Below are 21,716 nucleotides of genomic sequence, written 5' to 3'. Positions count from 1 at the left end.
CTCACCATATAAATTGTCAATCTAAGCCGTTACTTATAATCAAAATGAATTATATATTAATATAATCTTAAAATGGCTTTAAGCTACGATAATCGCATCTCCCCACCGCCCTCCCGTATACTCGACGTGCGTTCTGAAATTAATATTCAGAGTATGAATTCGTTTGAAAAAGGATATTTTCATGTATATGGGTAAAAAAGTTCTGTTAGCCGTTGCTATGGCTGCCATCGTATCGGGTTCTGCCTTTGCTGACGACCAGGGCTCAGGCAAAATCAAATTCAAAGGCGTAGTCATTGATGCCCCTTGCAGCATTGCACCAGACAGCGTTGATAAAGAAGTCGATCTCGGTGAAGTGACCACGGCCGTCATCAACGCCAACAAAAAGTCTACCGCTGTTCCGGTGGATATTAACCTGGAAAACTGCCAGCTTGACGATCCTGCGGACGAGACTGACACGCCAATTACCAAAGTCGATGTCACCTTCACCAGCTCAGCAACAGACGCGACGGATACCAGCCTGATGACCAACACCTACGCAAGTGGCGCACAGAACGTAGGCGTTCGTCTTCTGGATAATGCCGAAGCCAACATTACGCTGGGTGCGGCTAACGAAGTTGATCTGCTGGCAGGCTCCACCACGCAGACGCTGCACTTCAAAGCGTTAATGGAAGTCCTTGCAGGCAAAACCGCGACTGCGGGTCAGGTTGAAGCCACTGCTAACTACGTTCTGGCGTATAAGTAATAACTTCGCGTCACAGTATAAACCGGCTGGCATTTAATGCAGCCGGCATTCTCTTTTTTTCTGAGTAACAGGACGATGACATACAAATTACAATGGATAATTATTATTACGTCCCTGTTAATGACGAAAATTTCCTTCGCAACCGAATTTAACATTAATGCTATTGATAAAGATCAGCGCGGTAGCGTTGACTTATCTCTCTTCAAAGATCAAATCGCCGTAATTCCAGGTAACTATTTTGTTACGGTTTCCATTAATGATATTCCCCTGGCAAACGGCTGGCAGCTTCGCTGGCGAGACATTAATAATCAGGTACAGGTCTGTATTCCACCTGAATTGGCCGATACCTTTGCTCTGCAGGAAAACATTCGCAGCGCCCTGCCAGAAAAAGAGGGATGCATTGATTTTTCATCCAGACCCGATATTACCTTTACCTTTGACCAGGCCAGCCAGACGCTCAAGGTGACCATCCCTCAGGCATGGCTACAGTACCGTGCCGCAGACTGGATGCCGCCATCCACCTGGGACAACGGCGTACCCGGAGTATTGCTGGATTACAACCTGTTCGCCAGCCATTACCAACCCAATAACGGCTCAGGTACGGACAACGTCAACACCTACGGTACCGCGGGTGCAAATATGGGGGCATGGCGTTTACGCAGTGATTATCAGTATACGCAAACGCATACTGATGCCGGTACAGAACATGACGGGCGCTTTTCACGCGTTTATATGTTCCGTCCTCTGCCCTCGCTCGGGGCAAAATTAACCCTGGGCGAAACGGATTTTCAGTCAGCTATTTTTGATGCGTTCACCTATACCGGTGCATCCCTGATTAGCGATGAGCGCATGCTGCCCTGGTCGCTACGCGGTTACGCGCCACAAATTACCGGGATAGCGCAAACCAACGCCACGGTTACCGTCAGCCTTGCCGATCGCGTAATTTACCAGAGCAAAGTCCCTCCAGGTCCCTTTGTCATTCAGGATCTTAACCAGTCTGTTCAGGGCACGCTGGACGTCAAAGTGACGGAAGAAGACGGGCGCGTCAGCACCTTCCAGGTGTCGGCAGAATCGGTACCTTTTTTAACCCGCAAAGGTCAGGTTCGCTACAAGCTGGCGACCGGGAAAGCGCGCAAAGACGCCTCGCATGACGTTGAAGATAACGCGTTTCTGAGTGGTGAATTCTCCTGGGGGATGCTGTCACAAACTTCTCTCTATGGCGGTACGCTCGCCGATGGCGACCATTATCGGTCCGTTGCCGCCGGCATTGGACAAAACATGGAGTACCTGGGTGCCCTCTCTTTTGACGTCACGCAGGCGACCAGCCAGTTGCCCGGTCAGAATAGCCAGACGGGCTATAGCTACCGCGTCAACTACAGTAAACGTTTCGATACCACAGGCAGCCAGCTTACGCTCGCCAGCTATCGCTATTCAGACCCACAGTTCCTGAGCTACGCCCGTTTTCTGGATAATGACAATAACGATCGGCAGTCAGAAAAACAGACGCTCAGCGTGACGGCAAGCCAGTACATTTCGGCGCTATCGCTCAACCTCTATGTGAATATGCTGCGTCAAACCTGGTGGAACGACTCGCCGTCCACCACGGGCAGCGTGACCGCAGGCTACAACTTTGACTTAGGCCGCTGGAAAAACCTGGGCGTCACCCTGTCATGGAGTAAAACACACTATCAAGACGAGAACGATGATACGCAGTTCTATCTCTCACTGAGCGTACCGCTCGATCCCGATCATCGTCTGAATTACGACCTGCGAAACAGCGACAGCCTGAGCCAGAACGTATCGTGGTATGACACATCAGATCGCAATAATACCTGGGGCGTTTCCGCGGGCACCGAGAGCGAGAAGTCAGATGCTGGGGCGCAGGTGAGCGGCAACTATCAACATTATTCCCCTTATGGCGATCTGAATCTCTCCGGGAGCTATAAGGCTAATGAATACAATTCCCTGAGCGCCAGCTGGAACGGATCCTTCACCTCGACGGCGAAAGGTGCCGCCCTGCACCGGCGCAGTTACGGTAATGAACCGCGCGTGATGGTCAGTACCGACGGCGTAGGCAACATCCCGCTGAACATGTCGCGGGATGAAACCAACCGGTTTGGCATTGGCGTTTTACCCTCGATTTCCAGCTATTCGCCCTCCAGCGTGCAGGTCAATATGAACAACCTGCCCGATGGGGTGGACGTGGACACCCGCGTCGTCACCTCAACCTGGACGGAAGGGGCGATTGGATACCGTCAGATTGCCACGCGTGCCGGCAGTGATATTGCAGGCATCTTACGCACCGCTTCCGGTACGCCGCCGCTGGGCGCGGTAGTTCGCCTGCTGGAAAACGATAAGCAGAGTGCCATGGTCGCCGATGACGGCCACGTCTGGCTCGGTGCCGTAGAGCCAGAACAGCAGTTCCGCGTGACGTGGGGAGACAATCAGCAGTGTCGCTTCGCGTTACCTTCACACCTTGAAAACAGTATGCAGTTGATACTGCCATGTCAGTAAGAAATCATGATGAAATTAACCCCACTTAAAAGCCTGTGTCTGATGCTGGCCGGCACAGCATTCGCCACCCATGCAGCCGTTAACCTGGACCGCACGCGCATTGTCTTCCCGGAAAGCGACAAAGCCAGCAGCCTGAAGGTTGAAAATCAGAGTAAGGCGTTGCCTTATCTGGCGCTCTCCTGGATTGAAGATGAAAAGGGTCGCAAAGAAGACACGCACTTCATGGCGCTTCCTCCGATTCAGCGCATCGAAGCGGGCACCGCGTCGCAGGTCAGGATCGTTAAGCAAGCGTCCACCGGCCAGTTGCCGAAAGACAGAGAATCCCTGTTCTACTTCAACCTGCGCGAAGTGCCGCCAAAAAGCAGCAGCGCCAGCGAGGAACACAGCGTTATGCAGGTCGCGATGCAGAGCCGCATCAAACTGTTCTGGCGTCCTAAAGGCATTACCAAAAAGCCCGGCGAGCAGTCGGAAATGCGGATGGAAATATCAGCCACTGCGAAAGGGCTGACCGTGCATAACCCCACGCCGTATTACATCACCCTCGCGTGGCTCAGCAAGAATGCAAAGACCATGCTGCCGGGCTTCGACAGCCTGATGATCGCGCCTTTCGCAACGGCAACGACGTCTACCGGTGATTACCACGGCAATTATTACAGCATCGGTTACATCGACGATTACGGGGCTCTGAAAAAAATCGACGCACAGTGTGCAGGAACAGCTCCGTGCAAGCTCACCGAACGGAAGATCGAAAAAGATGCAAAAGCTCGTTAACGCACTGTTTATGTCGCTGCTTTTAATGCTGCCGCTAAAAGAGGCGCTGGCGCTCGATTGCTACCTGGGTGGCTCCGGCGGTCCCGTTGAAGAAACCAAAACCATCTCGCCGTTTGCCATCCCCAGCAATGCGCAGGTGGGTGAGAAAATTTGGGAGTCGGATGACATTAAAATTCCTGTAACCTGCGACCACAACGTCGTGAGTAGCTTTGAACCAGAGGATGTTTACGCCTGGGTCAACCCTTATCCCGCCGCAACCGACCCCTACTACGAGCTCGGTGTTACTTATGAGGGGGTGGATTACGATGCGACTGGCCAGCCTAACGGGATCGATACCCGTCAATGTCTGGATAATAACAGCATCACTATCTACACCCCGCAGCAGATTCGGGATATGGGGTGGGAAAACCGCATCTGTTCCGGTAATCCGGATGATATTCACACGTCACGTACCTTTATCGCGCGCCTGCGCTTGTATGTAAAAATCAAAGCCGTACCGCCGCACGGTTACGTAAGTTCTCTGAGTGATTACATTGTCGTCCAGTTTGACGGAAAAGGCGGTGTTAACCAGATGGCGGATGCGAAGAACCTCAAGTACCACATTAACGGTCTGCAAAATATTACCGTTCTGGACTGTGGGGCGACGTTCAGCATTTTCCCGGAGAATCAGGAGATCGATTTCGGTACCTTTAGCGCTCGCGATATTGTGAATCAACAGACGCGTAAACGAACCTTTTCGGTGAAGACAACGAAGGTGCAGGATGCGCAGTGTTCAGATGGCTTCAAAATGGACTCGTCGTTCTATACGACTGAATCACTTGATCAAGATGACACCGCACTGCTCATCGGGAATGGCTTGCAGCTGCGCATACTTAATGGAACAGAACCTTACACGTTCAACCATTACGAGGAGTATGCTGATTTTACCGGCAGTACATTGCAGTACGAACAGAACTACACCGCGGAGCTCTCACCGGTCCCAGGGAAAGCGATTCAGTCCGGGCCATTCGAAACGGTGGTGCTGTTTAAGATCAACTATCACTGAATACAAAAAAGCCGGGTTTCCCCGGCTTTTTTCATATCAGCAATTTCAGCTGGCTTTGCGCTCGTGCGCCTGGCGATACTCCACCAGATCTTCAATCGTGACCACCGGCATGTTGTGCAGACGCGCAAAGGTGATGCACTCCGGCGCGCGCGCCATGGTGCCGTCATCGTTGGTCAGTTCACACAGCACGCCCGCAGGTTTGAAGCCCGCCAGCGTCACCAGGTCGATGGTCGCTTCGGTGTGACCGCCGCGGGTCAACACGCCGCCCGCCTGCGCGCGCAGTGGGAAGACGTGGCCTGGACGATGCAGATCGGATGGCTTCGCACCGTCAGCAATGGCGGCACGTACGGTGGTCAGGCGGTCAGCCGCAGACACACCGGTGGTCACGCCATGCGCCGCTTCAATCGTCACGGTAAATCCGGTCCCAAAGGCGCTGGTGTTGTTTTCGACCATCATCGGCAGCTCGAGCTGCTTACGACGATCTTCGGTAATACACAGGCATACGATGCCGCTGCCGTGACGGATGGTCAGCGCCATCTGTTCAACGGTCATGTTTTCGGCGGCGAAAATCATGTCGCCTTCGTTTTCACGGTTTTCATCGTCAAGCACCATCACACCGCGGCCTTCGCGCAGTGCATCCAGTGCATGTTCAACACGTTGAGTTGAAGTGCCAAAAGAGGAAAGTAGCGTCTGATTCATGGTAAAAAAACCTCATTAACATTATGGTTACCAGAATCAGGGCAGTCTTAGGAGCGCCGTATAAGCGGCAAAAAGATAACGTGAGCGGGCCCATGCCCGACTGGATCGTTACTCTCTCCCATCCGGACTCTAACCGTCGGCCCCGGAATTACACCGGATCTGCTGACCTTTGAGTTTTCACCCAAAGCGCTCGCGGGCTTTCAGCGTCACGCTGATTTACCGCCGGTGGGGAATTTCGCCCCGCCCTGAGAATAAGCGAGATAACTATAACGCTATTGATTATCCTGGGCAATGCATAAGCATCAAACAATTTTGTTTACCCCGGGCATGACGCGCTACAATGGACACTGACACCTTTCCATCAAGGGAAACGACAATGATTGACCCAAAGAAAATTGAGCAAATTGCGCGTCAGGTTCATGAATCCATGCCAAAAGGCATTCGTGAATTTGGTGATGACGTTGAGAAGAAAATCCGCCAGACGCTGCAGGCGCAGTTGGTTCGCCTTGATTTAGTCAGCCGTGAAGAATTTGACGTGCAGACCCAGGTTCTGCTGCGCACCCGCGAGAAGCTGGCGCTGCTGGAACAGCGTCTGACCGAGCTGGAAAACCGCAATGCGCCGGAAGAAGTGAAGCCAGCACCGGCCATTCCACCGGTGGATGACCAGGAGTAAGTGCGGCCTGATGCCCTCACCCCAGCCCTCTCCCACAGGGAGAGGGTGAAAAATAAACGGGCCAGCTGGCCCGTTTTTTTACTGACTGTCTTTCTGGATCTTCTTGATGATGTTGGTGGTGGAACACCCGTCCTCAAAGTTGAGCACCATCACTTCACCGCCATTGGCCCAGACCTCTTCGCTGCCCGCGATTTGCTCCGGCTTGTAATCCCCGCCTTTTACCAGCAGATCCGGCAGAATACCGGCAATCAGACGCTGCGGTGTGTCTTCTTCAAACGACACCACCCAGTCCACGGCTTCCAGCGCGCCGAGCACGATCATCCGCTGCTCAAGCGGGTTCACCGGACGCGTTTCACCCTTCAGGCGTTTCGTCGACGCATCGCTGTTGACCGCCACAATCAGGCGATCGCCCAGCTTGCGCGCATTCGCCAGATAGGAGACGTGGCCCGCGTGCAGGATGTCAAACACACCGTTGGTCATCACCACTTTCTCACCGCGCTTGCGCGCGGCGGCGACGGCCACTTTAAGCTCGTCTTCGGTCATGACGCCAAAACCGGTGTCCGCACGGCCGCGCACCGCGTTTTCCAGCTCGATTGGGGAAACGGTTGAGGTACCGAGTTTACCGACGACCACACCCGCCGCGGCGTTAGCGAAGTAGCACGCCTCTTCCAGGGAGTTTCCTGCGGCCAGCGTCGCCGCCAGCACGCCGATCACCGTATCACCGGCACCGGTCACGTCGTACACTTCCTGCGCCTGGGTTGGCATATGCAGCGGCGCCTTGCCCGGCTGCAGCAGCGTCATCCCCTGCTCGGAGCGGGTCACCAGCAGCGCGGACAGCTCAAAGTCAGCAATGATCTTCATGCCGCGCTCAACCAGCTCTTCCTCGGTTTTGCACTTGCCCGCCACAGCCTCAAACTCGGAGAGGTTTGGCGTCAGCAGCGTCGCGCCGCGATAGCGCTCAAAGTCGGTGCCTTTCGGGTCGATCAGCACCGGCACGCTGGCTTTACGCGCCAGCTGGATCATCGTCTGCACGCTCGCCAGCGCGCCTTTCGCGTAGTCGGACAGCACCAGCGCGCCGATATTGCCCAGCGCCTGGTTAATGCGCTCGTGCAGCGGCTCGGGATCAACGCCTTCGAACCCTTCTTCAAAGTCGAGGCGGATCAGCTGCTGGTTGCGAGACAGCACGCGCAGCTTGGTGATGGTCGGGTGGGTCGGAACCGAAACGAAGTCGCACTTCACGTTCACGTCCGCCAGCGACTTACTCAGCGCGCGCGCCGCATCGTCGATGCCGGTCAAGCCCACCAGACGCGAGTGCGCGCCCAGAGAGGCAATGTTCATCGCCACGTTTGCCGCGCCGCCGGGACGCTCTTCAATGGTGTCGACCTTTACCACCGGTACCGGTGCTTCCGGAGAGATGCGGCTGGTCGGTCCATACCAGTAGCGATCCAGCATCACATCCCCAACAACCATTACCCCAGCACGTTCAAACTCTGGCAGTGTTACTTTCATTCCTGACTCCAGAAAGATTCACAATTTGCGCGCGATAATATCACACTTGATTTGTTACGCACGGTTCCACCAGCCACTTCTGCCAGCTGGCCGTTACCTGAGCGCGTTCAGCAGTGAAACAGTCCAGCGCCACGTGCCCCGGTTCCTCCTGCAGCGCCAGGTGATGAAGCTCGTCGCGCAGCGTGGTGTAGGCGCGGGTTAAGGCCTGCGCCTCCTGTTCGTCCATGATGTCGTTTTGCGCCAGCAGTTCAAGAATGCGCACGTTATCCGACCAGCGGGTCAGCTTCGGCTTGTCGTGGGCGTGGAGCAGCACCAGATACTGGGTAATGAACTCAATATCGGTGATCCCGCCCTCGTCGGCTTTGATATCAAAGCGATCGCGATGTTTATTACCCAGATGCGCGCGCATTTTCTCGCGCATCTCGCGCACTTCCGTCTGCAGCGTACTGCCCTCGCGCGGGGTGGTCATGACGTCCTTACGAATGGCATCGAACTGCGTTTTGAGCTGCGGATCGCCATACACCACGCGAGCGCGCACCAGCGCCTGATGCTCCCACGTCCAGGCTTCATTCTTCTGGTAATCGGCGAAGGATTCCGTTGAGGTCACCAGCATGCCCGCCGCGCCGGACGGACGCAGGCGCGCATCGACTTCATACAAAATGCCCGACGAGGTGCGGGTGCTGAAGAGATGCATGATGCGCTGCGCCAGACGCAGATAGAACTGACGCCCGTCAATCTCACGCTCGCCGTCGGTCATCACGTCAACCGGGCAGTCGTGCAGGAAGATTAAATCCAGATCGGAGCTGTATCCCAGCTCCCAGCCGCCGAGCTTGCCGTAACCGACCACGGCAAACCCTCGCCCCTCACGGTCAGCAAGGTGCTTCGGCTGGCCGTAGCGGGCCACCATCTGCACCCACGCCTGCTGCACTACCGCGTCGATGATCGCCTCTGCCAGCCAGGTTAAGTGATCGCTCACTTTCATCACCGGCAGCGTTCCGGCGATGTCCGCCGCCGCCACGCGCAGCATCTGGGCCTGCTTAAACTGGCGCAGCGCCTCCAGCTGCTGCTCTTCGTCCTCTTCCGGCACGCGCAGCAGATACTGACGCAGCTCGTCCCGGTAGGCATCCGTCGCCGTGGGTTGATACAGGGTGTTCGGGTCGAGCAGTTCATCCAGCAGCAGCGGATAGCGCGCCAGCTTGTTGGCCACCATCGGCGAGGCGGCGCAGAGCGTAATCAGATGCTTCAGCGCCCCCGGAAACTCGCTCAGAAGCTCCAGATAGGTGGTACGCGTGATGATCCCACTCAGCAACGGCATCATGCGCGACAGCGGCACCGGCGCATCCGCCCGCGAGCAGACCTCGCTCAGCAGGTGCGGCATCAGGTGATCCAGCACCTGACGGCCGCGCGGGCCGATGGCGCGTTTATTCAGTTCGAGACGGAAATCGGCGATCAGCGCCACCACGCGATGGCGCGCGTCGTCGGTTAAGTGCGTCAGCACCGGCGTGGTGTCATCTTCCTGGAGCGCATCCTGCCACAGTTCGCGCCAGTGCTCGGAGAGCGCATCGTCCTGCGATTCGCTTTCGTCATCACCGATCAGTTCGTTAAAGATGCGGCGCACGCCTGCCATATGGGCATCGAGCCGTTCGGTCAGCGTTGACCAGTCGTCCACCCGCATCCCCCAGGCCAGACGCGCTCGATTAAGGTCATCCCCCGGCAGGGTCTGAGTCTGTTCGTCGTTGATGCTTTGCAGCAGGTTTTCCAGACGACGCAGGAACAGATAGGCCTCGCGCAAGGTTTGCGCGTCGCCGTCCGGCAGCAGGTGCAGCTGCTCGATGGCGCTCAGCGTCGGCAGCAGAGAGCGGGACTGCAGGGACGGCTCACGGCCGCCGCGAATCAACTGGAAGACCTGGACGATAAATTCGATTTCGCGAATGCCGCCCGCGCCGAGCTTGATGTTGTCCTTCAGCCCACGACGGCGAACCTCACGGGCGATCATCCCTTTCATATTGCGCAGGGACTGGATGACGCTGAAGTCGATATAGCGACGGAACACGAACGGGCGCAGCATGGCGCGCAGCTCGTTGGCGTAGGCGTCGTCGCTGTCGCCCATGATCCGCGCTTTAACCATCGCATAACGCTCCCAGTCGCGCCCCTGCTCCTGGTAATAATCTTCCAGCGCGGCAAAGCTCAGCACCAGCGGGCCGCTGTCGCCAAACGGACGCAGGCGCATGTCCACACGGTAAACAAAACCGTCCTGCGTGGGCTGATCCAGCGCCTTAATCAGACGCTGACCGAGACGGGTAAAGAACTGGGCGTTGTCCAGCTCGCGACGGCCGCCGCGCGTGGAGCCGTTCTCGGGCCAGGCAAAAATCAGGTCGATATCGGAGGAGAAGTTCAGCTCGCAGCCGCCCAGCTTGCCCATCCCCAGAATCAACAGCGGCTGAGGAACCCCTTCCTCGCTGCACGGCGTGCCCCACTCTTTACAGCAGGCGACGTAGAGCCAGTCGCGCGCGGCGACAATCAGCGTTTGCGCCAGCTCGCTTAGCTGCTGCAGCGTACTCTCTTCGCTCACCAGCTCCAGCGCCTGAGCCCAGGCAATGCGCACCATCACCCGACGGCGAAACTGACGCAGGACGCGCATCAGCGTCGTCTCATCCGCTACGTCTTCGAGTGCGGCCTGCAGCCAGCCGGCGTAATGCCGCCACTCGTCCGCCTGCGGCGGCGCGTTCTCAAGCTCCACCAGCCAGTCCGGGTAGACGGTGATGCTTTCCTGCACAAAATCACTGAAGGCGAGTACGCTTTTCGCCTGCTCGCTTAACGATGACGCCGGTAATGACTCAGGCAGACGTTCGCAAACGGTCTGCCACTGCTGCTGTAACGGTGAAGAAAGCGGCATTCTAGGGGTTCCTTGCCAGAGTTAACGTTTTCCGCTGTGCAGCCAGAACGGCTCCTGCGAAATGGCCTCGTTACGGAAATGCTCAATCTCAATATGCTGGCGGGTTTCGATGGCATGCTTCAGCCCCTGCCAGTTTTCCAGCCACGCCTGCGCCTGTGGCCCGTCGTAGGCACCGGAAAGGAGCAGCATGCTGTCGATGTTGCGCGACAGACGGGGAAGCTGATCGCCATACTTATCGCCGAGCGGATAGGCAAAGGTGCTCTTCAGTTCAGCGGCATGACGGGAAAGATGAATATCCGCAAAACGCTTAAAGTTTTCCGCGATTTTGGCCTCTGCTTTCGCATCCAGGAAGGCGCGCCAGCCGCGCGTCACCAGAAACTCGGTCAGCGCCAGTTTTGCCGTGGCGGTTTGCGGGCTGTAGATCGCCGTTTGCGCCGAGACATCGGAGAGCATCAGCGTTTCGGTCTGCGTCAGCAGGTCACGTAAGTGAGCGCTCGCTTTGCGAGGAACAATACCGCCGAACAGCGCAAGGGTATGGCGCACCAGAGCAATCGCCGCCAGCACGTGGGATTTGGCGTTTTTCACATTCCGCACCCACAGCTCTTCATGGTATTGCCACTGAGAAAGCGCCAGCTCCAGCGCGGCTTCCAGACCCTGTTCAACGCTGGCTTTCGGCGCAACGTGCAAAATGGTCGTCTCTTTCAGCACGCGCGGCGCATTTCCGGCGGCTAGATGGTAACCTCGCGCGGCTTTACTCAGGCTTCCCTGACGTAATCCGGACTGGTTTACCAGCCTGCGCGCCAGCTTCAGCACGTCATTGGCGTCCCCTTCCAGCAGCTCAAGCTCCAGTTCGCAAATCGGTTCCTGGAACTCACCCGCCTTCACATCCCCCAGATCGAGGGCAATTTCGATGCGGCTTTTACCTTCCGTCACCAGCCATTTTTCGCGCCAGAAATCGGTGCTGAACAGCGGCTGCACCTGTTCCGCCAGCGTGGAAGGCAGCTCGCCTTCCGGCCAGACTTCCGCCGGAAAACGTTCCAGCTCAAGTTCTGGCTTGCTGATGTCGATATTGTATTCCGGGCGCTGATGTAAGCCGCCGACCACGCGGCCGGCAATTTTCATCGTCATCTCGTAGCGCCCGCCCGCGCCGCGGATACGCAGCCCCATATCGTGGCGGCGCAGCCAGTTGTCTGGCGTTTCGTAATAGATATTAAGCAGTTGTACCGGTGCATGGTGTTCGCCGGAAAGCGTATGCAGATGCTGGCGGAGTGCGTCAACGCTGTCTTTTTCGACGATAAACTTTAATTCGATTTCTTGTGCCATAGCCTTGTACTTTTGCGTGCGTCACAGACGCGTCAATGAGGGCGAACTTCCTCGCCATTTGTTTGTCAGTACATAGTATTTTGCGCCAAATTGCCATGCAATGAGCAATTTGTCGGGCGTAAATGTGTAGAGTCGTGACACAGATGATTCTGATTGCTGACGAATGCTTTGCGTAGAGACACTGTTGCCACTACTATCGTTCCACTATTTATGAAAATAACGACTAATGATGCTTAAATTACGCCTGATTGGACTTACTTTACTCGCTTTTAGCGCCGCAACCGCCGTGCACGCTGAAGAAAAGCGTTACGTTTCTGACGAACTGAACACCTGGGTACGCAGTGGCCCCGGAGATAATTATCGCCTCGTGGGCACGGTAAATGCCGGCGAGGAAGTCACCCTGTTACAAACCAATGCGGACACCAACTACGGTCAGGTTCGCGACAGTACCGGTCGTACTTCCTGGATCCCGCTGAAAGAGCTGAGCACCGTGCCAAGCCTGCGCACGCGCGTGCCGGATCTGGAAAACCAGGTGAAGACCCTGACCGACAAGCTGAACAACATCGACGGCACCTGGAACCAGCGCACCGCTGAAATGCAGCAGAAAGTGGCGCAAAGCGACGGTGTGATTAACGGCCTGAAAGAAGAGAACCAGAAACTGAAAAACGAGCTGATTGTCGCGCAGAAGAAAGTGAATGCCGCCAACCTGCAGCTCGACGACAAACAGCGCACCATAATCATGCAGTGGTTTATGTATGGCGGTGGCGTGCTGGGCGTGGGTCTGGTACTGGGTCTGGTCCTGCCGCATCTGATCCCAAGCCGTAAGCGTAAAGACCGCTGGATGAACTAATTCGTCTTCTCTGCCAGACTTACGTATCATTCTGGAAAAGAGAAAACGGGAGAGTTGGGCGTGAAGAGTTATCTGGTCGGTGGTGCGGTACGTGATGCGTTGTTAGGTCTGCCGGTCAAAGATAAAGACTGGGTGGTGGTTGGCGCCACCCCTGAAGAGATGCTCGACGCGGGCTACCAGCAGGTAGGCCGCGATTTTCCCGTGTTCCTGCACCCGAAAAGCCGTGAAGAGTATGCTCTGGCGCGTACCGAGCGGAAATCGGGCTCGGGCTATACGGGCTTCACCTGCTATGCCGCGCCGGACGTGACGCTGGAGCAAGATCTCCTGCGCCGCGATCTCACCATCAACGCGCTGGCGCAGGACGAGCACGGGCAGATCGTTGACGCCTATGGCGGTCAGGACGATCTGCGCAACCGTCTTTTACGTCACGTCTCCCCGGCGTTTTCTGAAGATCCGCTCCGCGTGCTGCGCGTGGCGCGCTTTGCCGCGCGTTACGCCCATCTCAGTTTCCGTATTGCCGATGAGACAATGGCGCTGATGACCGCCATGACCGAGGCGGGCGAGCTTGAACACCTGACGCCAGAGCGCGTCTGGAAAGAGACGGAAAATGCGCTCACCACGCGTAACCCGCAGGTCTTTTTCCAGGTCCTGCGCGACTGCGGCGCGCTGAAGGTGCTGTTCCCGGAAATAGACGCGCTGTTTGGCGTACCTGCCCCGGCAAAATGGCACCCGGAAATTGATACCGGCGTACACACCCTGATGACCCTGAGCATGGCGGCCATGCTCAGCCCTGACGTGGACGTGCGCTTTTCCACCCTGTGCCACGATCTCGGCAAAGGCTTAACGCCAAAGGAATTCTGGCCTCGCCACCACGGACACGGTCCGGCAGGGGTGAAGCTGGTCGAGGGGCTGTGCCAGCGTCTGCGCGTGCCGAACGAGATCCGCGATCTGGCGAAACTGGTGGCCGAATTCCACGATCTGATCCATACCTTCCCCATCCTGAAACCGGCCACCATCGTTAAGCTTTTCGATAATATCGACGCCTGGCGCAAACCCCAGCGCGTAGAGCAAATCGCGCTGACCAGCGAAGCTGACGTGCGCGGGCGTACCGGGTTTGAAGCGTGCGACTACCCGCAGGGACGTTTACTGCGTAAAGCCTGGGAGGTGGCGAAAGCGGTGCCCACGAAGGACGTTGTCGAGGCGGGATTCAAAGGACCGGAAATTCGCGAAGAACTCACGAAACGGCGAATTCAGGCGGTGTCTGACTGGAAAGAAAAGCATTGCCCTCAGCCAAAAGACTGAGGGCCATCGGTCAGAAGAAGACCACGTACACCGCAGCCGCGACGATAAAGCGATAGATCGCGAACGGAATAAACGAGATACGCTTAATCAACTGCAGGAAGGTTTTGATGGCAATCAGCGCCACGATAAACGCGGTGATGAAGCCAACGGCGAACATCGGAATGTCGCCAGCCGTCAGGAAGTGATAGCTCTTATAGACGTCGAGTACGGTGGCGCCCATCATCATCGGCACCGCCAGCAGGAACGAGAACTCTGACGCGGCGTAACGGCTTACGCCCATCAGCATCCCGCCGGAGATGGTAGCGCCTGAACGCGAGAAGCCCGGCCACAGCGCCAGACACTGGAAGCAACCAATGATAAACGCCTGACGATACGTCATATCGTCCAGACCTTCCGCGCGCGGCGTTTTTGGCTTCAGCACTTCCGCGGCGATCAGCAGGAAGCCCCCCACCACCAGCGCGTACATCACGTTAATTGGGTTAAACAGCGATTTGATGGCGTCGTGGAAAACCAGGCCCAGCACCACCGCAGGGATCATCCCGAGCAGAATATGGATCAGCGACAGGCGACCTTTACTCATTCCTTCGTGCTGCGGCGGACGGCCAAAATGGATACCGATCAGACCAAACAGACGGCGCCAGAACATCACCGCCACCGCCAGAATAGACCCCAGTTGGATCACCACTTCGAACGTTTTGGCGGTATCGCCTTCAAAGCCCAGCAGATGGCCAACGATAATCATATGGCCCGTACTGGACACCGGCAAAAACTCCGTCAATCCTTCGACCACACCCAGTATTGCCGCCACCAGCAGCGAGTGCATATCGCTCATCTATAAACCCCTAAAAAGATATAAAAAAACGGTGTCCCATACGGACAACCGATAAGATACAGTCCTGAGACCGGTATAACCTAAATTGGTTTAGCAATTATGACGTTAATTCTTGCCTTTCAGATTTGTGCCACGCTCAATGATGACGCCAACGTTGGCGGCGCGCGCCACCGCGCCCGGCTTGCTCAGCTTGATGCGCACCCACGGTGAGTTAAATTTTTTCAGCAGCAATTCTGCGACTTCTTCAGCCACCCGTTCGACCAGCGCAAAACGTTGCCCTTCCACATGGTTGATGACCGTTTCACTGATGTCGGCATAGCTCAGACAGTCGTTCACGTCATCGCTTTTTGCCGATTTGCGGTTATCCCAGCCCATTTCGATATCGAACACCAGTTTCTGCTCGATGGTCTGTTCCCAGTCGTAAACACCAATAGTGGTGATTACCGAAAGTTGCTCTATAAATACAATATCCATCACGACCTGCCTGCTTTTTGGCTAAACCGGATACCACTTCCGGCGAATTATGCGTATTATCCACAGATGCTGAGAATACAGATACATTTTCAAAACGGAACAGCGTTATGAGTGCAATCGCGCCTGGAATGATCCTCCTCGCCTATCTTTGCGGCTCAATCTCCAGCGCCATTCTGGTCTGCCGCATTGCCGGGTTACCTGACCCGCGTGAAAATGGTTCCGGGAATCCGGGGGCGACCAACGTACTACGAATTGGCGGCAAGGGAGCAGCCGTAGCGGTTTTGATTTTTGATGTTCTGAAAGGGATGCTACCCGTCTGGGGCGCGTATGCGCTGGGCGTCACGCCGTTCTGGCTGGGGCTCATTGCTATTGCTGCCTGCGTCGGCCACATCTGGCCCGTATTCTTCGGCTTTAAAGGCGGCAAAGGTGTGGCGACCGCCTTTGGTGCCATTGCCCCCATTGGCTGGGACTTAACCGGCGTCATGGCCGGGACCTGGCTTCTGACCATTCTTCTGAGCGGCTATTCGTCGCTGGGCGCTATCGTCAGCGCGCTGATCGCCCCGTTCTACGTCTGGTGGTTCAAACCCCAGTTCACCTTCCCGGTGTCGATGCTCTCCTGTCTTATCCTGCTGCGTCATCACGACAATATCCAGCGCCTGTGGCGTCGTCAGGAGACCAAAATCTGGACGAAGCTCAAGAGGAAGAAAAAAGACGCTCCGAAGGGTTAGTTATGCCTTATAGCCAAATGTGATTTTGGTCACCTTCTGCCTGTGGTAACTGTTAGGGACACAACACAACCGCATAAGAAGAAAATGGCTGAAATCACAGAATCTACTCCCCTTTCAACGGCAGGTATTCCCCCTGATGGCGACATCCAGTGGGTGCGCAGCGCATCGGATGTATCACGCCTCGTTAATGACGGTTCTCAGGGCCGGGCAAACGCCCGTATCGTAGTCGGTATCGCGCTGGGCGGCATTTTCCTAGATGCCTACGATCTGGGCGCACTGGCATTCGGCATTAAAGACATCACCCGCGAATTTAACCTGACGCCCGCCGGTACCGGTATGGTGGCCTCGGCGATTACCTTTGGCGCCATTGTCGGGGCGCTGCTTGGCGGTTACCTCACGGATAAAATCGGGCGCTACCGCGTTTTTATGGCTGATATGGTGTTCTTCGTGGTGGCCGCCATCGCCTGTGCACTGGCCCCGAACGAATATGTGCTCGCGGGCGCCCGCTTTGTGATGGGGCTGGGGGTCGGGATCGACCTTCCCGTGGCGATGGCGTTTTTAAGCGAGTTCGCCAGGCTGAAAGGGCCCGGCAATAAGGCCTCCAGCGTCGCGATGTGGTGCCCCACCTGGTATGCCGCCATCAGCATCTCCTACCTGCTGGTGCTTTTCTTCTACGCCGTGCTGCCGGAAAGCCACAGCGACTGGCTGTGGCGTTTGATTCTCGGCTTTGGCGCGGTGCCCGCGCTGGTGATTATCGCCATACGCAGCCGCTACATGAGCGAATCGCCGGTCTGGGCGGCGAATCAGGGCAACCTGAAAGAGGCGGCGTCCATTTTACGCCAGTCGTATAACATCAATGCCCACGTGCCGCAGGACGCGCTCAGCCAGCCCGCACCTGTCGTGAATAAAGCGAAATGGTCAAACTATCTGAACCTGTTCCGCGGCATCTACTTACGCCGCACGACGCTCGCCACGCTGCTATCCGTCGTCTCCTCGTTCGCCTATAACGCGGTGGCGTTTGGCCTGCCGGTGATCATCTCCAGCTTCTTTGTCCAGTCGATGCTCACCACCATTCTCATTTCTCTGGCGCTTAACCTGCTGTTTGCCTTCGTTGGCGGACTGCTGGCGGTACGCTACGTGCCGCGCTTCGGCGCCTGGCGGATGTCGCTGGCGGGTTACGCCTGCCAGCTGGTCGCGCTGCTGGGCCTGGGGTTGATTGGTCGTCCGGAAGGCGCCACCGAAGGCGTGCTTGCCGTGGCGATGCTGGCGCTCTTCCTGTTCGGCCAGGGTTTCGGCCCGGGCGCACATACCATGACGTTTGCCTCGCTGAGCTACCCGACCTCGCTGCGCGGCGTGGGTGTGGGTCTCAACCAGACGCTGATGCGCAGCAGCTCGACGCTGTCGCTGTTCCTGTTCCCGCTGCTGGTCGCCTCGCTGGATACCGCTGTGTTCTGGGTAATTGCCCTGGCGCCGTTTATCGGCCTGGCCTCGCTGCTGGCAATCCGCTGGGAGCCGTCCGGGTATGATGTGGATGCAGAGGATTACCGGTAGTCCCGCAAACCCCGTTATTAATAATGTCATCGCCTTTCTTGCCGGGTGGCGCTGCGCTTACCCGGCCTACATTACAGACTATCCATAAGCGACTCATATGACAGGCTTCATTTCCGCCAGGGCATACTGAAACGTATCCCGATGGTGTGGAAATGGATGCAGCATGTTAGCAGCTCAGGTCACTGATAATTCGTACAAAGGCTGGCAGGCATCGCTTGCCCTGCAGTTTTGTCACACCCCTGAGAAAACCCTCCTGCACTCCGCCCACCACGTCGGGCCGCTTACCGTTCAGCGTCCATTTTATCCCGAAGGGGAAACCTGCCACCTTTATCTGCTGCACCCGCCAGGCGGGGTTGTGGGCGGCGATACGCTGGATATCACCGTGCGTCTGGACGCCAAAAGCCATGCGCTTATCACCATGCCCGGCGCCAGCAAGTTCTATCGCAGCAGCGGCCCACAGGCTCGCCTGAATCAGCATTTTTATCTCGAGGAAGATTCCACCCTGGAGTGGCTGCCGCAGGACACGATTATTTTTCCCGGCGCTAATGCCGCGCTGCGCTCCGTTTTCCACCTGAAGGCCTCCAGCACGCTGCTGGCATGGGAGCTGTACTGCCTGGGCCGCCCGGTGATAAACGAAACCTTCAGCCACGGCACGCTGGAGAGCCGTCTTGAGGTGTGGGTAGATGACGAGCCGCGCCTGATTGAGCGTCAGCACCTTAGCGACGGCGATCTCACGCCCGTCGCCGGGCATCCGTGGCTCGGCACGCTGCTGTTCTACCCTGCCCAGGAAGAACATCTCGACGCGGTGCGTGAACGCCTCGCACCGCTGGAAAATTATGCAGGTGCAACGCTCACCGATGGCCTGCTGTCGGTGCGTTTTCTCTCCCACGATAACCTGATTTGTCAGCGGGTGATGCGCGACGTCTGGCAGTCGCTTCGCCCGCTTCTCACCACCAAAACCGCCTGTTCGCCGCGTATCTGGCAGACATAAGAGAAACGTTATGGAACTGACCCCCAGAGAAAAAGACAAGCTGTTGCTGTTCACCGCCGCGCTGGTTGCCGAACGCCGCCTTGCGCGCGGGGTAAAGCTCAACTACCCGGAATCGGTCGCGCTGATCAGCGCCTTCATTATGGAAGGCGCGCGCGATGGCGAAACCGTCGCCGCGCTGATGGAGGCAGGCCGCCACGTCCTGAGGCGCGACCAGGTGATGGAGGGCGTCCCGGAGATGATCCCGGATATTCAGGTCGAAGCCACCTTCCCGGACGGATCCAAGCTCGTCACCGTCCATAACCCGATCGTCTAAGGAGCGCGTGATGATCCCAGGCGAATACCAGATCCAGCCCGGCGCGATTGCGATCAACGTCGGGCGCGAAACCCAAGCCGTGATTGTCGAAAACCACGGCGACAGGCCGATCCAGGTCGGATCGCACTACCACTTTTACGAGGTCAACCCGGCGCTGAAGTTCGATCGGGAAGCCACCAAAGGCTACCGGCTGAACATCCCAGCGGGTACCGCCGTGCGCTTCGAGCCCGGCCAGAAGCGGGAAGTGACGCTGGTTCAGGTCGCAGGTGCGCAGCGCATTGTCGGCTTTCGCGGCGAGGTGATGGGCGAGGTGAAACATGGCTGAGATTTCGCGCCAGGCCTATGCCGATATGTTTGGCCCCACCACCGGGGATAAAGTGCGGCTGGCCGACAGCGAGCTGTGGATCGAAGTGGAAGACGATCTCACGGTCTACGGCGAAGAGGTTAAATTCGGCGGTGGGAAGGTGATCCGCGACGGCATGGGTCAGGGACAGATGACCGCTGACGGCTGCGTGGATCTGGTGCTGACCAACGCGCTGATCGTCGATCACTGGGGGATCGTGAAAGCCGATATCGGCGTCAAGAACGGGCGGATCTTTGCCGTCGGTAAAGCCGGAAACCCGGACATTCAGCCCGGTGTGACGATCCCGATTGGTGCGGCAACGGAAGTGATTGCCGCCGAAGGAAAGATCGTCACCGCAGGCGGGATCGACACCCACATCCACTGGATCTGCCCGCAGCAGGCGGAAGAGGCGCTGGTCTCCGGCGTCACCACCATGATCGGCGGCGGCACCGGACCCGCGGCGGGCACCAACGCCACCACCTGCACGCCGGGGCCGTGGTATATCGCCCGCATGCTGCAGGCTGCCGATACGCTGCCGGTGAATATCGGCCTGCTCGGCAAAGGTAACGGCTCCAGTCCAGACGCCCTGCGCGAGCAGATTGCCGCGGGTGCTATAGGGCTGAAAATCCACGAAGACTGGGGCGCGACGCCTGCGGCGATCAACTGCTCGCTGGAGGTGGCCGAAGAGATGGACATTCAGGTGGCGCTGCACAGCGACACGCTGAACGAGTCCGGGTTTGTCGAAGATACGCTGGCCGCCATTGGCGGGCGCACAATCCACACCTTCCACACCGAAGGGGCGGGCGGTGGCCACGCGCCGGATATCATCACCGCCTGCGCGCACCCGAATATTCTGCCCTCTTCCACCAATCCGACGCTGCCCTACACGGTCAATACCATCGACGAGCATCTCGACATGCTGATGGTTTGCCATCACCTCGATCCGGATATCGCTGAGGACGTGGCGTTTGCCGAATCCCGCATTCGTCGGGAGACCATCGCCGCGGAAGACGTGCTGCACGATATCGGCGCGTTCTCGCTCACCTCGTCAGATTCGCAGGCCATGGGCCGCGTCGGGGAAGTGATTATCCGCACCTGGCAGGTGGCGCACCGCATGAAGGTCCAGCGCGGCGCGCTGCCGGAAGAGACCGGCGAGAACGACAACTTCCGCGTGAAGCGCTATGTCGCCAAGTACACCATTAACCCGGCGTTGACCCACGGTATCGCCCATGAAGTGGGTTCGATTGAGGCGGGCAAGCTGGCGGATCTGGTCGTCTGGTCCCCGGCGTTCTTTGGCGTCAAACCCGCCACCATCGTCAAGGGCGGGATGATCGCCTGCGCGCCAATGGGGGACATCAACGCCTCAATCCCCACGCCGCAGCCGGTGCATTACCGCCCGATGTTTGGATCGCTGGGCGCCGCGCGCCACGCCACGCGACTGACGTTTGTCTCGCAGGCGGCCAGTGCGAACGGCATCCCGCAGCAGCTCAACCTGCAGAGCGCCATCGCGGTGGTGAAAGGCTGCCGGACGGTGAAAAAGGCGGACATGATCCACAACGGCCTGCAGCCGAATATCACCGTCGACTCGCAAACCTACGAGGTGCGCGTCGACGGCGAACTGATTACCAGCGAACCGGCTAACGTTCTGCCGATGGCGCAACGCTATTTCCTGTTTTGAGGAGTGATGATGATCTATTTAACCCAACGCCTGGACCATGCGCACCCCGTCACCGCCAGCGTCACGCTGCCGATTGACGTGCGGGTGAAAAGCCGCGCCCGCGTATCGCTGAACGACGGCCGCGAAGCCGGGCTGATGCTGCCGCGCGGCCTGCTGCTGCGCGGGGGCGACCTGCTGACTACCGACGACGGCAGCGAGGTTGTCGAGGTGATCGCCGCCCCGGAGTCGGTTTCCGTGGTGCGCTGCGCCGATCCGTTCCTGCTCGCCCGCGCCTGCTACCACCTGGGCAACCGCCACGTGCCGCTGCAGATCATGCCCGGCGAGCTGCGCTATCACCACGACCACGTTCTCGACGACATGCTGCGCCAGTTCGGGCTGGACGTGGGCTACGCCAGCCTGCCGTTTGAACCGGAAGCGGGCGCTTATACCAGCGGTGCCCACAGCCACGGCCATTCTCACGCTCATTCACATTAAGGATCCAT

The 21,716-nt window shown here is 57.6% G+C and carries 20 protein-coding genes and 1 riboswitch; of the genes, 14 read left to right on the top strand and 6 right to left on the bottom strand.

Annotation, left to right across the window (positions count from 1 at the left end):
- The first annotated feature begins 181 nt into the window (after positions 1-181).
- From P349_RS08300 to P349_RS08315, 4 genes are all read left to right on the top strand, one after another.
- Positions 182-742, top strand: a complete 561-nt coding sequence (locus P349_RS08300) for a fimbrial protein (protein ID WP_032650264.1) — start codon at positions 182-184, stop codon at positions 740-742.
- Positions 743-817: 75 nt separating this feature from the next.
- Positions 818-3,256 carry a fimbria/pilus outer membrane usher protein gene (locus P349_RS08305; protein ID WP_032650477.1) on the top strand — a complete coding sequence of 813 codons (2,439 nt, stop codon included), beginning with the start codon at positions 818-820 and terminating at the stop codon, positions 3,254-3,256.
- A 9-nt stretch (positions 3,257-3,265) separates the two neighbouring features.
- Complete coding sequence (locus P349_RS08310; protein WP_032650265.1) at positions 3,266-4,027, top strand: fimbrial biogenesis chaperone; 762 nt, start codon at positions 3,266-3,268, stop codon at positions 4,025-4,027.
- Positions 4,011-5,072 carry a fimbrial protein gene (locus tag P349_RS08315; protein ID WP_032650266.1) on the top strand — a complete coding sequence of 354 codons (1,062 nt, stop codon included), beginning with the start codon at positions 4,011-4,013 and terminating at the stop codon, positions 5,070-5,072. The genes P349_RS08310 and P349_RS08315 overlap by 17 nt, the downstream gene beginning before the upstream one ends.
- Before the next feature lie 45 nt (positions 5,073-5,117).
- Here the strand turns inward: P349_RS08315 and ribB are convergent, their stop codons facing one another.
- A complete protein-coding gene (gene ribB, locus P349_RS08320) occupies positions 5,118-5,771 on the bottom strand; it encodes a 3,4-dihydroxy-2-butanone-4-phosphate synthase (protein ID WP_010435670.1) in 654 nt (217 codons plus the stop codon).
- A gap of 106 nt (positions 5,772-5,877) precedes the next feature.
- Positions 5,878-6,028: riboswitch (FMN riboswitch) on the bottom strand.
- Positions 6,029-6,147: 119 nt separating this feature from the next.
- Between ribB and ubiK the strand changes: the two genes are divergently transcribed.
- Positions 6,148-6,444: a ubiquinone biosynthesis accessory factor UbiK gene (ubiK, locus tag P349_RS08325; RefSeq protein ID WP_014071796.1), complete on the top strand. Its 297-nt coding sequence runs from the start codon at positions 6,148-6,150 to the stop codon at positions 6,442-6,444.
- A gap of 78 nt (positions 6,445-6,522) precedes the next feature.
- Here ubiK and hldE read toward each other — a convergent pair whose 3' ends face one another.
- The 3 genes from hldE to P349_RS08340 are packed head-to-tail and all read right to left on the bottom strand — an operon-like array spanning position 6,523 to position 12,172.
- On the bottom strand, positions 6,523-7,953 hold the full coding sequence (hldE, locus tag P349_RS08330) for a bifunctional D-glycero-beta-D-manno-heptose-7-phosphate kinase/D-glycero-beta-D-manno-heptose 1-phosphate adenylyltransferase HldE (RefSeq protein ID WP_003862540.1): 1,431 nt from the start codon (positions 7,951-7,953) through the stop codon (positions 6,523-6,525).
- 40 nt (positions 7,954-7,993) lie between these two features.
- A complete protein-coding gene (gene glnE / locus P349_RS08335; RefSeq protein ID WP_032650267.1) occupies positions 7,994-10,849 on the bottom strand; it encodes a bifunctional [glutamate--ammonia ligase]-adenylyl-L-tyrosine phosphorylase/[glutamate--ammonia-ligase] adenylyltransferase in 2,856 nt (951 codons plus the stop codon).
- Positions 10,850-10,870: 21 nt separating this feature from the next.
- Positions 10,871-12,172 carry a CYTH domain-containing protein gene (locus P349_RS08340; RefSeq protein ID WP_024906485.1) on the bottom strand — a complete coding sequence of 434 codons (1,302 nt, stop codon included), beginning with the start codon at positions 12,170-12,172 and terminating at the stop codon, positions 10,871-10,873.
- Positions 12,173-12,401: 229 nt separating this feature from the next.
- Between P349_RS08340 and P349_RS08345 the strand changes: the two genes are divergently transcribed.
- Both P349_RS08345 and P349_RS08350 read left to right on the top strand, forming a co-directional pair.
- Positions 12,402-13,022 (top strand): TIGR04211 family SH3 domain-containing protein, encoded by a 621-nt coding sequence (locus P349_RS08345; protein WP_024906484.1) that lies wholly within the window; start codon positions 12,402-12,404, stop codon positions 13,020-13,022.
- Between the two features lie 60 nt (positions 13,023-13,082).
- Entirely contained in the window at positions 13,083-14,324 is a 1,242-nt protein-coding gene (locus P349_RS08350; RefSeq protein WP_032650479.1) for a multifunctional CCA addition/repair protein, read from the top strand.
- Between the two features lie 10 nt (positions 14,325-14,334).
- Here P349_RS08350 and bacA read toward each other — a convergent pair whose 3' ends face one another.
- Positions 14,335-15,156, bottom strand: a complete 822-nt coding sequence (gene bacA / locus P349_RS08355) for an undecaprenyl-diphosphate phosphatase (RefSeq protein WP_032650268.1) — start codon at positions 15,154-15,156, stop codon at positions 14,335-14,337.
- 105 nt (positions 15,157-15,261) lie between these two features.
- On the bottom strand, positions 15,262-15,630 hold the full coding sequence (folB, locus tag P349_RS08360; protein WP_032645073.1) for a bifunctional dihydroneopterin aldolase/7,8-dihydroneopterin epimerase: 369 nt from the start codon (positions 15,628-15,630) through the stop codon (positions 15,262-15,264).
- Between the two features lie 107 nt (positions 15,631-15,737).
- Between folB and plsY the strand changes: the two genes are divergently transcribed.
- The 7 genes from plsY to ureE all read left to right on the top strand — a co-directional run bounded on the left by plsY (position 15,738) and on the right by ureE (position 21,708).
- Positions 15,738-16,358, top strand: a complete 621-nt coding sequence (plsY, locus tag P349_RS08365; RefSeq protein WP_023309216.1) for a glycerol-3-phosphate 1-O-acyltransferase PlsY — start codon at positions 15,738-15,740, stop codon at positions 16,356-16,358.
- Positions 16,359-16,442: 84 nt separating this feature from the next.
- Positions 16,443-17,909, top strand: a complete 1,467-nt coding sequence (locus tag P349_RS08370; protein WP_032650269.1) for an MFS transporter — start codon at positions 16,443-16,445, stop codon at positions 17,907-17,909.
- A 163-nt stretch (positions 17,910-18,072) separates the two neighbouring features.
- Complete coding sequence (locus P349_RS08375) at positions 18,073-18,900, top strand: urease accessory protein UreD (protein ID WP_032650270.1); 828 nt, start codon at positions 18,073-18,075, stop codon at positions 18,898-18,900.
- 10 nt (positions 18,901-18,910) lie between these two features.
- Positions 18,911-19,213 (top strand): urease subunit gamma, encoded by a 303-nt coding sequence (locus P349_RS08380; protein ID WP_025758533.1) that lies wholly within the window; start codon positions 18,911-18,913, stop codon positions 19,211-19,213.
- Positions 19,214-19,223: 10 nt separating this feature from the next.
- Entirely contained in the window at positions 19,224-19,538 is a 315-nt protein-coding gene (locus tag P349_RS08385; protein ID WP_032650271.1) for an urease subunit beta, read from the top strand.
- Positions 19,531-21,234 carry an urease subunit alpha gene (gene ureC, locus P349_RS08390; protein WP_032650272.1) on the top strand — a complete coding sequence of 568 codons (1,704 nt, stop codon included), beginning with the start codon at positions 19,531-19,533 and terminating at the stop codon, positions 21,232-21,234. The genes P349_RS08385 and ureC overlap by 8 nt, the downstream gene beginning before the upstream one ends.
- A gap of 9 nt (positions 21,235-21,243) precedes the next feature.
- Positions 21,244-21,708: an urease accessory protein UreE gene (gene ureE / locus P349_RS08395; protein ID WP_032650273.1), complete on the top strand. Its 465-nt coding sequence runs from the start codon at positions 21,244-21,246 to the stop codon at positions 21,706-21,708.
- Positions 21,709-21,716 lie beyond the last annotated feature (8 nt).

The organism is Enterobacter sp. DC4 (genome assembly GCF_000568095.1).
GTDB lineage: Bacteria > Pseudomonadota > Gammaproteobacteria > Enterobacterales > Enterobacteriaceae > Enterobacter > Enterobacter pseudoroggenkampii.
The sequence above is the reverse complement of the archived record's forward strand: the minus strand, read 5'-3'. Positions and strand labels throughout refer to the sequence as shown.